The following is a 16,274-nucleotide window of genomic DNA, read 5'->3' as shown; positions in this document are numbered from 1 at the left end:
GAAGTCCGATCAGTGCGCGAGCACCGGCACGGCGAGCTTGTCGGCTTCGGCGAGTTCGGCCTGCTCGTCGTGCACGTACTTGTCGCCCGCGAAGTACGAGGCGGCGGCGGCCAGGAACATCATGATGGCGGCGGCGACGAACACGACCACCAGACCGGTGTGGAACGGCCCGGTGAGCAGATGCGGGAAGAACTCCTGGCCGGTGAGGGTGTCGGCGTGCACGCCGGGTTTGGTCAATTCGCCGGTGGGGCCGAGCAATTCCTGGATCGGGTTGAAGCCGAGGAACGCCGCGAACATGCTGGCCACCGGCGGCATCGCGGCGACCTCGGCGGCGGCGCCCACGGAAACACCCTGGGCACGGAGGCCGGCGTCCAGGGCCGAGGGCAGGCTGGCGGCGAGGCCGACGACCATGAGCGAGAAGAAGATTCCCATGGACAGCGCGTTGCCGCCGTTGAACAGGGTGCCGCGCATGCCGGAGGCCGCACCGCGTTGCGCGGCGGGCACGCTGGACATGATGGCCGCGGTGTTGGGCGAGAAGAACAATCCGCTGCCGACGCCGTTGACCAGGATGATCGCGGCGAACACCCAGTAGTTGAAGTCGACGGGGACGATCAGCAACAGCAGGAAGGTGAGTCCGGCGAGAAACGCACCGCCGGTGGTGAACGGACGTGAGCCGTAGCGATCCGACAGCCAGCCCGAAAGTGGCCCTGCCGCAAGGAATCCGATGGTCAGCGGCAGCAGATAGATACCTGCCCACAGCGGGGTCGACTCGAAGTCGTAGCCGTGCAACGGCAGCCAGATGCCTTGCAGCCAGATGATCAGCATGAACTGCATGCCGCCACGGCCGATGGAGACCATCAGATTGCTGAAATTGCCGAGCCCGAAGGCCCGGTTGCGGAACAGGGCGAGGTGGAACATCGGGTCGGCGACCTTGCTCTCCACCACGCAGAACACCCCGAGCAGCGCGATGCCGCCGAGCACCGACCCGAGCACCCACGGACTGGACCAGCCGGTGGCCTGCCCGCCGTAGGGCTGGATCCCGTAGGTGATGCCGGTGAGCAGCGCGGTGAGCCCGAGTCCGAAGGTGATCGTGCCCGCCCAGTCGACCTTGCCCGCCGTCCGGATGCCGACCTCGTGCAGCGAGCGGTACGACCAGAACGCGCCGAACAGGCCGATCGGCACGCTCACCCAGAACACCGCGCGCCAATCCCACTCCGACAGCACGCCACCGATCAACAGTCCGAGGAAGGAACCGGCGACCGCCGCGACCATATTGATGCCGAGTGCGGTTCCGCGCTGCTTCGCCGGGAAGGCGTCGGTGAGGATCGCGGCGGAGTTGGCGGTCAACATCGCGCCGCCGACGCCTTGGATCACCCGCCAGACGATGATCCACATGGCGCCCGCGCCGCCGTGGAACGGATCGAACGACAGCGCGAGCGCGCAGAGTGCGAAGACCGCGAAACCCAAGTTGTACACGCGAACTCGGCCGAAGAGGTCGCCGAGCCTGCCGAACATGACGACGAGCACCGCCGTCGCGAGCAGGTAGCCCATCAGCATCCACAGCAGGTATCCGACGTTGCCCGCGTCGAGCGGATTCAGCCCGATACCGCGGAAGATCGCGGGCAGCGAGATCAGCACGATGGACGAGTTGATCGCGGTGAGCAGCACCCCGAGTGTGGTGTTGGTCAGCACGATCCACTTGTAGTGCGGGTGCTCCTTGTCGTATCGCAGCCTGCGGCGGATGGTGCTGACCTCGCCGAGATCGAGATCGGTGGATGGAATCGTCACGGCAGCCCCTCGCAGGTCGTTATCTCCGCAAACTATATAGTTAGCCGATCTAACCATCAAGGGGCCGAGGTCGGCCGATAGGCTAGATAGGTTAGCCTTGGCTGAATTACGCTGGCGGTAGCTCGACCGGACCGGCTGAGATCTTCCTCGAAGGGGGCCACATGATGGAGTCCGTTCGGACCGCACGCTGGGCCAGAGCGACGCTGGCCACCGTCGCCGCCGCGCTGACGCTGGGCCTGGCCGCCTGCGGTTCGTCGAACGACGAGGCCGGTTCCGGCGGTGAGCCGGTCACCATCACGCACGCCCGCGGCTCGACCACGGTGCCGGGTACTCCGAAAAAGATCGTCGCCCTCGGCAATCAGTGGCTCGACACCACGCTGGCGCTCGGCGTGACGCCGGTCGGCTATGTGGACAATGTCGCCGCGGTATCCAAGAGCACGCCGCCGTGGGCGCCGAAGACGTTGGACGGGGCGAAGGCCCTGAACACCGTCGGCAATGTCGCCGAACAGGTGGCGGCGCTGGAACCGGACCTCATCCTCGCGGACCCGTTCATCGCCGACCAGAAGACCTATGACGAGCTCTCGAAGGTGGCCCCGACGCTGCCCGCGCTCGGCAAGGACGCGGTGGCGCCCTGGCCGGACCTGGTGACCACGCTAGGCAAGGTGCTGCGCAAAGAGGACGCCGCCGCCAAGGTGATCGCCGACGTCGACAAGAAGATCGAGACGATCGTGCAGGCCAATCCGGGACTGAAGGGCAAGACCTTCGCCAGCACCTGGCTGGCCAGCGCCTCGCAGCTCATGGTGCTCACCGATCCGAACGACGGCTCCAGCAAGCTGTTCACCCAGTTGGGCATGAGCATCCCGAAGAACCTCACCGACCTGCCCGCGAACCAGGGGCGACTGGCGCTGTCCCCGGAGCGGATCGACGAGATCACCGCCGACCTGGTGCTCGCCGGCTACTCCCCCGGCCTGGACGAGAAGTACCGGCAGCTGCCCGGTTACGCCGACCTGCCCGCGGTGCGGAAGGGCTCGATCGTGTTCCTCACCACCCAGGAGATCAGCGCGATCAACCAGCCGACCGCGCTGTCGGTGCCGTACATGCTGACCAAACTGGAGCCCGCCTTCGCCACCGCGGCGAAATAGGCAGCGCTACCAGCACATCGGATCGACAAGCGGAGGTCAGCGGTGTTGTCCGCCGTCACTTATCCCGAACAGACCAGATACGCACTGCGCGAGGGCGTCACCTGCCTGACGACCCCGGCGGGGGCGCTGCTGCTCAACCCGCCGCGCAACGAGAAGCTGTCCGGTCTGGGCAGTGGACAACTCCAGGCGCTGCGCACACTGAACCAGGGGCCTGCGACGGTCTCGGAATTGTCCGCCGGCTCGGGCACCGAGGATGTCGCCGGGCTGATGGGCAGGCTGACCGACGGCGGCTGGCTGTCGGTCACCGTGCGCGACGGCGGCCGCAACCTGTACAGCATCCGGCCGTTCGGTCAGCCGCCCGCGCGGCCCGCCACCCGGCTGCCGTGGCGCGCGACCCTGTCGAAATTCGCCGTGCTGCACCGTGACTCGGACGGTTTCGTGCTCGAGCACCCGCTGTCCTGGTGTGATGTGCGGATCCACGATCCGAGACTGCTCTCCCTGCTGGACGGTTTCGGCGCGGCCGAGTCGCCGCTGCCGGTCTCGATCAAGTCGCAACTAGCGGCCGATCTGCACTGGTGCGGATTCCTCGTCGCGGATCCGGAGGACGAGGAGCGCGACTTCGCCACCCGCAGTTGGAACGCCGCCGACCTGTGGTTCCACCGGCACAGCACGCTCGGCGAGCGCACCGTCACCTGGGATCACTTCGGCCCGACGAAATGGGCCAAGGACAGTTACCCGCAGCCGCCTGCGCGCAAGCCGGACTACCCCGGCGAGCCGGTGCCGCTCGCGACGCCCGACCTCGCCGCGCTGCGGGTCGCGGACCCGACGCTGACGGCGGTGCTGGAGGACCGGCGATCGACCCGGGCGTTCGACGACGCCGACCCGATCACCCGAGATCAGCTGGGCGAGTTGCTGTATCGGACGGCACGCACCCGCGGTGTCCGAAGTGCCGGTCCCGGTGAGGAATTGGCTTCGCGCCCCTATCCGTCGGGCGGCAGCGTCTACGAACTCGAGCTCTACCCGATCGTGCGACACGTCGACGGACTCGCGCCGGGCATGTACCACTACGACTCGTTCGACCATGTGCTGCGGCCGGTCGCCGACCTGGATTCGCCTGCGGTGCAACGGTTGCTGCGCGCCACCTCGGCGACCCTCGCGGAAGGCGCCGAACCGCAGCTGGTGCTGCTGCTCGCCGCGCGATCGGGGCGCGTCATGTGGACCTACGAGCAGGTGGCCTACGCCAGTATCTTGAAGCACGTCGGCGTCGTCATGCAGACCGTGTACCTCGCCGCGACGGCGATGGGACTCGGCGCGTGCGCCCAAGGCTTCAGTGACACCGCCGCTTTCGCCGCCGCGGCCGGGGTGGACGAGCTGACCGAGTGCGCGGTCGGCAGCATCATCGTCGGCTCGCCGGCGCCGGATCACTGATCGCGGCGCGAGCCCGCGGCCACTGGCGCGCCAGGTCGAGCAGGTGGGCGAGCTCGGATCGCATGTCCCGCGCCGATATCTGGGGGAAGCGTGATGGTCGCGCGCCCGTCGGCGCGATCCCGTCCATGCGGGCGCGGGCCGCTCGGGCGATCTGCATCGCGTAAGTCTCACCGGATGTCCCCGGCACCTCGTCAATAGACAGATGCTGTTTGAGATGCAGCAGCGCGTCCCTGATCTCCACCGTCGTCCGATACAGCCGTGACTCGGGCTCGCGCGGGCCCGGACCGGCGGGCAGGACGACCTCGGGCACCGCCGTGGTGAGATCGCGCCACAACGGCTCCAGCCTGCGCAGCTGTCGACCGGTCCGATCCCAGCCGGTGCGCGCCAGTATCGCGTGGACCAGCGGTACCCCGGTCACCAGCGCGAGCAGCACGCAGAACAGGCACGACACCGGACTCCACTCGGTCGATATGTAACCCGGTGGTTTGCCGTCGAAGGCGCGCAGCACGGCCAGGCCCGAGCCGAAGAACCACCCGGTCGTCAGCATGAGCAGACCGATGTAGGGAATCCGCTTCAGCAGCGAGTTCTCTACCCGGAGATCACGCAGACAAGCACGGATGATGTGCACCCCGGACACGAGCAGCGGCACATTGAACACGGCCAAACTGACTATCGCGCGCAGCCAGAAGCCAGTGTCGGTCCCTTCCGTCCGACCGACGAGGGCCGTCGCGATACCGGCTACGACGGCGGCCGCGTCGTAGATTCGCTGACGTTCGCGCGCTCGGGCCGGATCGGCGTCGGCGAAAAGCTTTGCCAGACCGTACAGATCGGCGATGGCCAGCACCGTGCAGCAGAGATAGAGGTGGATCGCCAGCTCTTCGTAGCCGATGGCGTCGAGGCACTGGTGCACCACCGAGCCGATCGATATCCACGAGATCGCCCGATTGACCCGCCGCGAGGCGGGTGTCGGCTCGATGACCAGCCATCGAGCCAGGGTGACGGCGCACAGCAGTGCGATCGCCGCGATGATCACCGGCGTCGGGGCCGGCGCTGTCACCGGTGCGGGCAGTGTCATCGGTGCGATCCATTCAAGTGCGGCACACCGATGCGAGCGCCGGGCCACACCCTTGCCAATTCCAGCATTAGTTCGAGGTCGGTGGCCCGGTCCCGCGCGATCGGTTCGTTGCGATCACCGACCGAGACCGGCACCACTGGTTCGTGGCCGCGCAGCTTGTTGTCCGCGGCATGCGCTATCCGCGCGGCATAGCTGTCGACGGACTGCGGCGGTTCCTCCCCCGGCGGCATGTACAGCTTCAAATGTTGCAGTGCGTCCTGAATCTCGATCAGCCTGCGATACAGCCGCGACTCGGAATCACGGCGCACGGGGCCCTGGTCCAGCACGACGCCGGGCACGGCCGTCGTGAGGTCGCGCCACAGTGGGAACAGGCGACGGTAATGACGACCGGTGCGGTCCCACCCTGCCCTGGCCAGCAGCACGTTGACCACCGGGACGGCCAGCAACGTGGTGATCACGAACATGCTGAAGCACGAGGCCAGCGTCCAATCCGCGCTCGGACTGTCCGACGGTTGTCCGGCGAGGACCTGCACCCCGGAGGCGCCTGCACAGTAGAGGCAATACACCGCGACCAGGAAAAGCGCTGAGAACACAAGACGTTCGCGCGTTGTCGCCGTCTTCACCCGAAGATCACGCACGGTAGCGCGAATGATGTTGATCGAGAGGGCGGCGACCGGGATGTTGAACATCGCCCAGAGCAGCGGTGACTTCCAGCCGAAGCCCGGTGCCGTGGGGTCCACCTGCTGACCGAGGAACACGACGATCACAGCACCGACAACCGCGACGGCGTCATACCCGCGCTGCCGGTGGCGGGCGGTAGCCGGATCGGCCCCGGCGAGCAGGGCCGCAATGCCGTAAGCACTGGCGACCGTGACCGCACCGCAGGCCAGAAACACCCGATACGTCAGGTCCGCGAAGTCGGTGCCTTCACCCCACTCCACAATGGCCGCGGCCCCGGTCTGCCAACTCAGCATCCGGTTGACCAGCCGATTGGTCATCGACTCCCGCACCAGCAGCCAACGGGCGACCACCACGACGAACCCGAACCCGATCACCGAAGCCGCGAACCAACCCGGTACCGGCGGGGTCATCGGTACCTCCCTCGACCTCTACATCCGATAGCTCAGCGGCAGCCGATCTTACGGTATCCGGATTACGGGTTCGAGCTCGCTGAAGCGGTGCTGATCAGGTCTCCAGCGCGTTTGCCAGGGCGGCTACGGCGCGTTGCCAGAGGGTGGCGAGGTGGTCGGCGTCGGCGGGGGTGAACAGGGCAGCGCTCCAGCGCCAGTTGGTGGATAGCTGAGGGCCGTCTGGCGTGGTTCCGATGCCGGCGATGACGTCGAGGGCGTAGCGCAGGGGTAGGTCGGGTTCGGGGTCGAGGGGTAGAGCGTCGTTGCGGGTGTCGGTGATCACCGACCACGACTGGGTCGCGTTGCCGCTCAGGTCGACTCGGCCCAGGTAGTTGAACTCGATCTGCGGCTCCGGCGCGGCCAGTAGTTCCGGTGTTCGGGCGCTGTACCGGAGCAGGCCGTAGTCCAAGCCCGCGGCGGGAATCGAGGCGAGTTGCGCGGCAACCGAATTCAACAGCGCACGGGCCGCGGCCGGATTCGCCTCGGCCTGGGCGACATCGATCGAGACAGCGCCGACGCCGAGGCGCACCGGGAAGACGCTGGTGAACCAGCCGAGGGTATTCGTGCTGTCGGTGCCGAGCAGGTCGTCCGCGCGACCATGTCCCTCCAACGCGATCAGGGCGCCTGCGCTCGCATCTTGGTTCCGCTCGTTGCGCCAGCTCGCCAACGTCATCGTCAGTGCCGTCAGCAGGAATTCCCGGACACCTTCCGCTTTCGACAACGCGGCAAGGATCCGCGCGGTGACCGGGACGGGCGTGACCGCCGGCGTGACACACAGGGAAGACCAGGTGTCGACGGACGGCTCCGGAAGTCGTTGCCCCAGTACCGGATCGGGTGCGCTGACCTGATTCACCCAGTACTCCTGCTGCGCGAACACCGCGGGGTCCGTCGCGCGCTCGGCCATCAGCTGCGACCACCGGCGGTAGGAAGTGAACTCGGGCAACGGCTTCGGCGTGGCCCCGGACTCGACGGCGGCCCACGCTTCGCCGAGGCCGCCGAGCAGGATGTGCCAGGAGACCACGTCGACCGCGAGATGGTGCACGGCCAGCAGCAGGATGTCGCCGTCGTGCGTACCCGTGAACCACACGGCGCGGACCAGCGCGCCGGCACGCGGGTCGATCCGGTCCACCGCGGTGCGGGCCGACGCCGCGATCAACGCATCGAGCTCCGCGTCGGAAGTGGTCGGGCAATCGACGCGGTCGACCAGATCGGCGGCCGCCACGACGCCCGGCGCCCGGGTCACCAAGCGGGGGCCGTCCGCGGTATCGACGAGCTGTGCGCGAAGCGTGTCGTGTCCGTCGAGCAGGGCCTGCAACACCGATTCCACTGCCGCGCGCGGGATCCCGGTGGGCAGCCGCAGCAGCGCGGTCTGGGTGAACCGGCGGAAGTTGCCGTACTCGTACATCCACGACACCACCGGCAGCGGCGGTATCGGTCCGTAGTCGGCCGTTTCGGTGCTCGCCGACTCGGCTGTCGCGGCATCGATAGCGGCGCCCAGCTCACGAATCGTCGGGGTGGCCAGCACCATGCGCGGACTCACCGCGATGCCGTGGCGCCGCGCCTTGTTGACGAGGGAGATCGCGACGATGCTGTCCACACCGAGCGCGAAGAAGTCCTCGTCCACGCCGGGCGCCCGGCCGTCGAACAGCTCGGCGAAGACCTCGCACAGCGCGTGTTCGGTCGCGGTGACCGCGGCGCCACCATTGCCCGGGCCGCCGGACAGCGCCGCTTCGGCGAGCCGGTTCAGCGCATGACCGTCGAGCTTGCCGTTCGAGTTCACCGGTAGCCGATCGAGCACGACGATCTGCGCCGGAATCATGTACGCGGGCAAGCGTTCCGCGAGACCGGCCCGCATCCGAGCCGAGTCGAGATCTCGGTTCGGCAGGCCGACAACGAAACCGGTGAGACTCGCGCCGCCGGCACGGCGGACGACGGTGACCGCGGCGGTGTCCACACCGGGTAGCTGACGCAGTGCGGTGTCGATCTCGCCGATCTCGATGCGATAGCCGCGGACCTTCACCTGCGCGTCGGCGCGGCCGAGGTAGCCGAAGCCGCCGTGCGGCAGGTGACGGACCAGGTCGCCGGTGCGATACATCCGCTGCCCCGGCCGCAGCGGATCCGCGACGAAGCGATCGGCGGTGGTCCCCGCCTGGCCGACATAGCCTCGGGCCAGCTGGATTCCGGACAGGTACAGCTCGCCGACGACACCGCGCGGCACCGGCCGCAGCATGGAATCGAGGACATAGCCCGACATTCCGGCGGTCGGCCGGCCGATGGTCGGCGTCTCGGTGGCCGCGACGGCGGCGACCACCGCCTCGACGGTTGTCTCGGTCGGCCCGTAGCAGTTGTATACAGCGGTCCCGGTCAGCGCCCGCAGCCGAGTCCAGAGCGCCAAATCGATGGCCTCGCCGCCGAGTGCCAGGACCGGAAGTCCCCTTTCCAGCAGGCCCACCGCGCTGAGCTGCGCGAACATCGACGGAGTCGTGTCGATCATGTCGATGTCGTGGCGAGCCATGCCCTCGACGAGCAGGTGCGCGTCGCGCATTTCGTCGGCGTCGAACAGGTGGATCTGCTGCCCCGCCAGCAGGCCGACCATCGGCTGCCACGAAGCGTCGAAGCTGAGCGACCACGCATGCGCGATCCGCAGCGGACGACCGAGCCGTGCCATCGCGGGGCGGTAGCAACGGTCGTGGTGGTCGGCGAAATAGCCGGTCAGCGCGGCGTTGGTGCCGACAACGCCCTTCGGCTCGCCGGTGGAACCGGAGGTGAAGATCAGGTATGCACTGTGCGATGGCGAACGGTGCACCTCCGGCGCCGCCGCGGGACGTTGCGAAATGCGTTCAGTCACTGCCGGATCATCGAGCACCAAGGTGTCGACCGGGTATCCGTCCAACAGGTCGAGAGTGCTGCCGACGACGAGAGCCGACACGGGGCGCGCCTGACGCAGAATCGATTCGATCCGCACCGCAGGCAGCGAAATATCCACCGGCACATAGGCCGCGCCGGCGGCGAGCGTCGCGAGGATGCCGACGATGGACTGTGCCGATCGTGGCAATGCCAGCGCCACCACAGCTTCCGGCCCGACGCCGTGTTCGGCCAGCTCGCCGGCCAAGCGGCAGGCCGCTGCGTGCAACGCGCGGTAGGTGTACCGCTCCCCTGCGCCCGTGGTCAGCGCCGATGCTTCCGGCGTGCGTTGGGCTTGCCGCTCGAACAGTTCCCACACCGTCGACTCCGCAGCCGACGCGGAATCGATGGCAGGCGAACAGAATTCGTCCCGTTCGGCGGCGGTCAGAATGTCGAGCGCGTCGGGTGTCGCGTCGCCGATATCCGGGAGCTGCCGCAGTACCGAGAGCAGCCGGTCGCCGATCTCGGCGGCACTCAGGTGCGGCAGCGCCGCAGGCATCGCCTCCACCAGCACAACCAGGTCACCGTCGCTGAGATGCGAGACCACCGTCAACGGATAGTGGGCCAGGCTCTCCATCTCGATCGGACGGAAACACGTGCCGTCCGACGCCGTCACGGTGTTGATCGCGTCGCCGATCGGCGCGTTCTCGAACACGAAAAGCGTGTCGAACAGCGCACCGTGGCCCGCGATGCGCTGCACGGACGACAGGCTGAGATAGCCGACGTCGCGCATGGCGGCCGACTCCCGTTGCAGCGCCGCGCATTGCTCGAGCACACTCGTCGAGCGAGCCAGCCGGTGGGCGACCGGAACCGTATTGATGAACAGGCCGACCATGCCCTCCACACCGGTCAACTGTTCGGGCCTGCCGGAGATGGTGGTGCCGAACACTACGTCACGGCGGTCGGTGAGCCTGCCGAGCACGACCGTCCAGGCGAACTGCACGGCGGTGTTGAGTGTCAACCCGTGCGCGCGGGCCCACTGCTGCAGGCGCGCGGTCTGTTCGGTGGGCAACGTGAGTCGCGTCTTCACCGGTACCTCGGTGCCGGCGACAGTGCCCTCGGCAATCATCAACGGACCGCTGACTCTGCGCAGATACTCGGCCCAGCGGTCCAGCGCCGCGGCGCTGTCCTGGGCGGCCAGCCACCCGATGTAATCCCGATACGGTCGCGGCGCGGGCAGCGAATCCGCAGATCCGCCTGCCTGATACACCGCGAGCAGCTCGGTGAAGAACACCGCGACCGCCCAGCCATCCATCAGGATGTGATGCGCGGTCAGCAGCAGCCGCCGGCGGGGCGTGCCGTCGCCCGGCACGGTGAGCAGCAGAATACGCAGTGCCGGGCCATGATTCAGATCGAACGGCCGCCGCCGCTCCGACTCCGCGATCGCGTCGAATTCCGTTGGCAGCGCGGCCTGTTCGGCCCATGGCAGCTCGGTCCGAGTGGGCACGATCTGCACCGGCTTCGGCACCTCCCGATCCCAGAACGAGACACGCAGGTTCGGGTGCCGGTCGAGCATGGCCTGCGCACTCGCGCGCAACAGCGCCACGTCCACCGGTCCGTCGATGTCGACGACGAATTGCATGGTGTACAGGTCGATCTCGGCACCGGTCAACTGCGACAGCGAGTAGAGCCCCTCCTGCAGCGGGCTCAGCGCGAGGATGTCCTCGATCTGTGGCGGCGCCGTCACGACCGGGCCTGCCACGACGCGGTCAGGGCGGCCAGCGCGTCCGCGTCCAGACCGGACGCACTCATCGGCGCGTGCGCCACCTGCCCGTGCCGTGCCGGATCAGTCTCCTGCGCAGGTTGTTCCGCGGCCGCGTCGAGCGCGGCGGCCAGCTCGGCAATGGTCGGATGCTCGAAGACCAGCTGCGGCGTGAGCGGCACGCCGAGCGCTGCCGCGCGGGCCGACCACTGAATGGAGATCACACTGTCACCGCCCAGTGCGAAGAAACCGTCGTCCGCCTCGACGTCGGTGATCTCCAGCAATTCCTCGAGCAGCGCGATCAACGTCTGTTCGGTCTCCGTCCGCGGCCCATCGCCCGACGCACGCGCCACGGTCACCGGCGCCGGTGCCGCGGCGACCGGCGGCGCGAGCAGCCGCGCGAGGTCGGACTCCGGCAGTATTCGCAGGTCGGCGACGGCGGTGTCCGCAACGGTGGCGTACGCGTCCAGCGTCGCGGCTACCGCGTCGGCGATCAGCTGCGCGGTCTCCGGGTCGTAGAGGTCCGCATTGACAACGACCCGGACGGCCAAGCCACCGCTCGGCGTCACCGTGAAACTCAGATTCAGATCCAGGAACGAGACGTCGAAGTCCACCGGCAGGACGGTGGCCGTGGTGCCACCGGAGCCGGTGAGGTCAAGGGTCGCCGGTGCCCAATCCGCGCCGCGGAAGTGGATCATGCTCTGGAACAAGGGGTTCCGTGCGCGCGACCGAGGCGGGTTGAGTGCCTCGACGAGTCGCTCGATCGGCAGTTCCTGATGCCCGTGCGCATCCAGCACGACATCGCGGCTCCTGATCACCGTGTCGCGCAGGGTCGGCCGGCCGGACAGGTCGTTGCGCAGCACCACCATGTTCGCGAAGAGACCGATCAGGTTCTCGATCGTCTCGTCGACCCGGCCCGCCACCGGGGTGCCGAGTGGGATGTCGCTGCCGCCGCCGAGCCGGTGCAGCACCGTCGCGACCACCGCCGAATAGACCATGAATTCGCTGGCGCCGCACTGTTCGGCGAGCGCCGTCAAGCCATCCCGGCGGGCCGGCGGCACGGTGAACGTCACCACCTCGCCGCGCTTGCCGAGGACCGGCGGGCGCGGGCGATCGTGCGCCACCGTGATCTCGTCGGGCAGACCTGCCAGCGCGCTACGCCAGTAGTCGAGCTGGGACTGTCCGAACGCACTCGGGGTGCCTGCTGTGCCCTGGTCGAAGGCATCTCGTTGCCACAGTGCGTAATCGGCGTACTGGACCGGCAGCGGTGCCCACTCCGACGCCCGTCCGGCGTCGAAGCGTGCCCGGTACGCGGTGACCAGATCCGCGAGGAAGACGCCGAACGACGCATGATCGGCGACCATGTGGTGCACCAGCAGGGACAGCACGTGCGTTTGCGCATCGACCTCGAGCAACCGCACCTGAATCAGCGGCTCACCGTCCAGCGCGAACCGATACCGGGCGATCTCGGCCAGCTCCGCATCGATCCGATCCGCGTCGATCCGCGTGATCGGCACCGGCACCTCGGCAGCCGGGTGCACGAGTTGGTGTGGCACACCGCCACTTTCGGGGAAGGTGGTACGCAAGGCCTCGTGCCTGGCCACCACGTCACCGACCGCCGCGGTCAGCGCAGCATGGTCCAGCGGTCCGTCCAGCCGGACCGCGAACGGCAGGTTGCCTGCCGCACTCGGGCCCTCCATCCAGCACTGGAACCACATCGCCAGTTGCGAGTACGACAACGGAAGCAGGCCTCGGCGCGGTCGGCGCTCCAGCAGCGGCCGGTCAGATAGTGGTGCCGCCGAATGGTTTTCGGCGGGCTCATCGAGTTCCATCGCGTCGAGGTCGATGTCGAACTCGGCGCGGAACTGTGCGACCAACCGCTCCGCCAGACCCGCCGACGTCGGGGTGTCGAAGGCGACGCGCACGTCGAACTCGACCCCGAATTCGGCGCGGATCTGCGCGACCAACCGGGCGGCCAGCAACGAGTGGCCGCCGAGTTCGAAGAAGGAATCGTCCGCGCCCACTCGTTCGAGCTTGAACAGTCGCGCGAAGATCGCGCACATGCGCCGCTCGGTGGCCGTGGCCGGTTCCCGGTAGCGGCGCTCCACGGCAGGCGTCGGGTCGGGCAGCGCGCGCTTGTCGAGTTTGCCGTTGATGGTCAGCGGAATCTCGTCGATCACCGCGAACGCGCGGGGCACCATGTATTCCGGCAGTACGGCCGCCGCATGCACCCGCACCTGCTCCAGATCGATACTCCCACCGCCGGTTTCGGCCGGCGCGGGAACCAGGTACGCGGCAAGCATGGGGCCGACCGCGGGATCCGCCACCACCGTGACAACGCAGTGACCGACCGCCGGGTGGGTACTGATCGCGGCCTCGACCTCGCCGAGCTCGATCCGGAAGCCGCGCACCTTCACCTGCTCGTCGGCCCGGCCGACGAACTCGATCTCGCCATTGGTGTTGCGCCGGGCCAAATCCCCGGTGCGGTACAGCCGGGCGCCCGGTCCGAACGGATCCGCGACGAATCGTTCGGCCGTCGAGCCGGGCCGGTTCAGGTAGCCGCGCGCGAGTTGCGCACCGCCCAGATAGATTTCGCCGACCACGCCGGTCGGCACCAGCTGCAGCGCCCGGTCGAGCAAATACACGGCGACGTTCTGATTGGGCACGCCGATCGGCACGATCCGCGTGCCCTGCGGTCCGTCCACCGGCATGTGCGTCGCGCACACCACCGCCTCGGTCGGGCCGTAGTGGTTGCGCAGCTCGGCGTCGAAGACACCGGCGAACTTGTCGGCGACCTCACCGGGCAGCGCCTCACCACCGACCGGAACATGGCGCAGCGCCCGCCATTCGCTCACGTCGGGCAGCAGCAGGAAGGTGCTCAGCATCGACGGCACCATGTGCAACACCGTGACACCGCAGCGGGTGATCAACTCCGCGACGTAGGGAATGTCGCGGAAGGCATCGCGTTTCGGGATCACCAGCCGCGCGCCGAGCGTCAAGGTCACGAAGATGTCCAGCAGGGACGCGTCGAAGCTGACCGACGACGACTGCAGCAGCCGATCGTCGGCGGTCATACTCCATTCGGCGACGAAGGCCGAGAGGTGCTCGGCGATGGCGGCGTGAGCGACCGGGACACCCTTGGGCTTTCCGGTGGAGCCGGAGGTGTAGATGACGTAGGCGAGGTTGCCGGGGCGCAGCGGCCGCACCCGGTCGGCATCGGTCGGGTCGGTGTCCGGCAGGCCGGTCGCGGCCGTCTCGGCGGCATCCAGTTCGACCCGGCCGAGCACCAGGCTCGGCGCGGCGTCGGCGACGAGGTAATCGATGCGCTCGTCCGGATAGGCCGGGTCGATCGGCAGGTAGGCAGCCCCCGCCTTCAGCACAGCGAAGACCGCGACGACGAACTCGACCGAGTTCGACAACCGCAATCCGACGGTCTGCTCGGCACCGACGCCCTGACCGATCAGCCAGTGCGCCAAGCGATTCGAGCGCCGATTCAATGCGGCGTAGTCGAGTTCGAGGTCGGCGGCGCCGCGCCCGCCGGGCGCGACAATTGCCAGCGCGTCCGGCGTCGCGCGCACCCGTTCCTCGAACAGCGAAACCAGCGTGGCCGGCGGGTTCGGCACGATCTCACCATGCGAAAGCGCCAAGATCGTGGCTCGATCGTTCGGACCGAGGATATCGATCTCGCCCAGACTGCGGTCCGGGGTGGTCAGCGCGCTGTCGAGCAGTTGCACACAGTGGTCGAGCAGCTGCTCGACCAGCGCCGGTTCCAGCACGGCCACTTGATATTCGGCCTCGAGGTAGGCGCCCTCGGGTTCCAGCACGACGGTCAGGCCGAGCGGTACCTGTGCCACCTGGCCGGCCAGCGCCAACTGGGTCGAGTCGATGCCGTCGAAGGCGAAGCCATCCGCGCTCTTCCGCACGCTGAAACCCAGGCGCACCAGCTGCTCCAAGCCGTCGCGGCCGCTGACCCGGTCCGGGTTCGCCTCGCGGACAACACGATCGATGCCGATACTCTGATGCGCGAACGCGCCCGTGCAGGCATCGCGCACCGCGGCCACGAAGGTGGCGAAGGTCGTATCGGCGCTGATCGTGGCGCGCAGCAGCAGGGTGTTGCCGAAGTAACCGATGAGCGCTTCGGCCGCCGCGGTCTCGCGCACCGTGACCGGGACCGAGACCAGGAAATCCGTTGCGGCGGTGTACCGGTGGATCACCGCGTCGAAGGCGGCGAGCCACACCATGAACGGGGTGGCCGCATGCGCCCTGGCAAAGGTCTCCACCCGGTCGACCAGCGCGCCCGGCAGCGCCAAGGTACGGCGTTCGGCCTGCTTGGCCGGACCGGAGCCGGCCCGCGCGTTCCCCGGCAGCTCCAAGGCTTCCGGCAGCGGGCGCAACGTCCGTCGCCAGTATTCGAGGCCGGCGTCGTCGCCTGCGGACGCGGTGGGCACCGCGACATCGATGAACTGCGCGCCGAGCTCGGGCAGCGGCGCGGCACCGTTGTATGCGGCATTGAGCTCGACGAAGAAGACAGCCCACGAGTTGTCGTCCCAGGCAATGTGATGCACCACCAGGACCAGGGCGAACTCTTCGTTCCCGGTGCGCACCAGCGACATTCGCAGCGGTGACTCCGCGGTCAGGTCGAACGGCCTGCTGAACTCCCGCCGCGCGAGCACCTCGAGCCTGCTCGCCCGGCCGATTTCGGGCAGGTCACGCAGATCGTGCACCTGCCACGCCACTTCGAGGTCCGGGCGGACGACCTGATAGGGCTCGCCGTCGGCGTCCACGCCGTAGATGGTGCGCAGCACCGCATGCCGTCCGACGACCGTCGCGACCGCGGCGCGCAGCCGCGCCTCGTCCAGCGCACCGCTCAGCCGGTAGGCGACACAGATGTTGAGGGTGACGTCGTCGGGATCGCGCGTCTGCAGAAACCACATGCGCCGCTGGCCGGGCGAGAGTGGCTCGGGGTACGCCGGGTTCCGCTCGCCGCACCGGGGCGGCGGCGACCGGCGCCGCGGCAAGGCCGCTCTCGGCGAGACGCCGGCGCAGCAGCTCCTTGCGCCGGTCCAGCGCGGTCGTCAGCTCGTTGTTCGACATGCAATTCCCTC

The 16,274-nt window shown here is 68.4% G+C and carries 6 protein-coding genes and 1 pseudogene; 2 read left to right on the top strand and 5 right to left on the bottom strand.

Going from position 1 to position 16,274, the window contains the following annotated elements; all coding sequences use genetic code 11:
- Positions 1–9 precede the first annotated feature (9 nt).
- On the bottom strand, positions 10–1,788 hold the full coding sequence (locus NN4_RS08625; protein WP_147129416.1) for an MFS transporter: 1,779 nt from the start codon (positions 1,786–1,788) through the stop codon (positions 10–12).
- 161 nt (positions 1,789–1,949) lie between these two features.
- Between NN4_RS08625 and NN4_RS08620 the strand changes: the two genes are divergently transcribed.
- The gene (locus tag NN4_RS08620; protein ID WP_246180780.1) at positions 1,950–2,930 is read left to right on the top strand and encodes an ABC transporter substrate-binding protein; all 981 of its coding nucleotides are present in this window, start codon (positions 1,950–1,952) and stop codon (positions 2,928–2,930) included.
- Positions 2,931–2,975: 45 nt separating this feature from the next.
- Complete coding sequence (locus NN4_RS08615; RefSeq protein ID WP_147129469.1) at positions 2,976–4,358, top strand: SagB family peptide dehydrogenase; 1,383 nt, start codon at positions 2,976–2,978, stop codon at positions 4,356–4,358.
- Here the strand turns inward: NN4_RS08615 and NN4_RS08610 are convergent.
- From NN4_RS08610 to NN4_RS08595, 4 genes and pseudogenes are all read right to left on the bottom strand, one after another.
- Positions 4,327–5,433 carry an MAB_1171c family putative transporter gene (locus NN4_RS08610; RefSeq protein WP_147129415.1) on the bottom strand — a complete coding sequence of 369 codons (1,107 nt, stop codon included), beginning with the start codon at positions 5,431–5,433 and terminating at the stop codon, positions 4,327–4,329. The genes NN4_RS08615 and NN4_RS08610 overlap by 32 nt on opposite strands.
- Positions 5,430–6,524: an MAB_1171c family putative transporter gene (locus tag NN4_RS08605; protein WP_147129414.1), complete on the bottom strand. Its 1,095-nt coding sequence runs from the start codon at positions 6,522–6,524 to the stop codon at positions 5,430–5,432. The genes NN4_RS08610 and NN4_RS08605 overlap by 4 nt, the downstream gene beginning before the upstream one ends.
- A 94-nt stretch (positions 6,525–6,618) precedes the next feature.
- Positions 6,619–11,154 (bottom strand): non-ribosomal peptide synthetase, encoded by a 4,536-nt coding sequence (locus NN4_RS08600; RefSeq protein ID WP_186818327.1) that lies wholly within the window; start codon positions 11,152–11,154, stop codon positions 6,619–6,621.
- Positions 11,151–16,263 (bottom strand): annotated as a pseudogene (locus NN4_RS08595) (amino acid adenylation domain-containing protein). Before NN4_RS08595 ends, NN4_RS08600 begins: the two are co-directional and overlap by 4 nt.
- Positions 16,264–16,274: the final 11 nt, after the last annotated feature.

Source organism: Nocardia ninae NBRC 108245, from assembly GCF_007990755.1.
Lineage (GTDB): Bacteria > Actinomycetota > Actinomycetes > Mycobacteriales > Mycobacteriaceae > Nocardia > Nocardia ninae.
The sequence above is the reverse complement of the archived record's forward strand: the minus strand, read 5'-3'. Positions and strand labels throughout refer to the sequence as shown.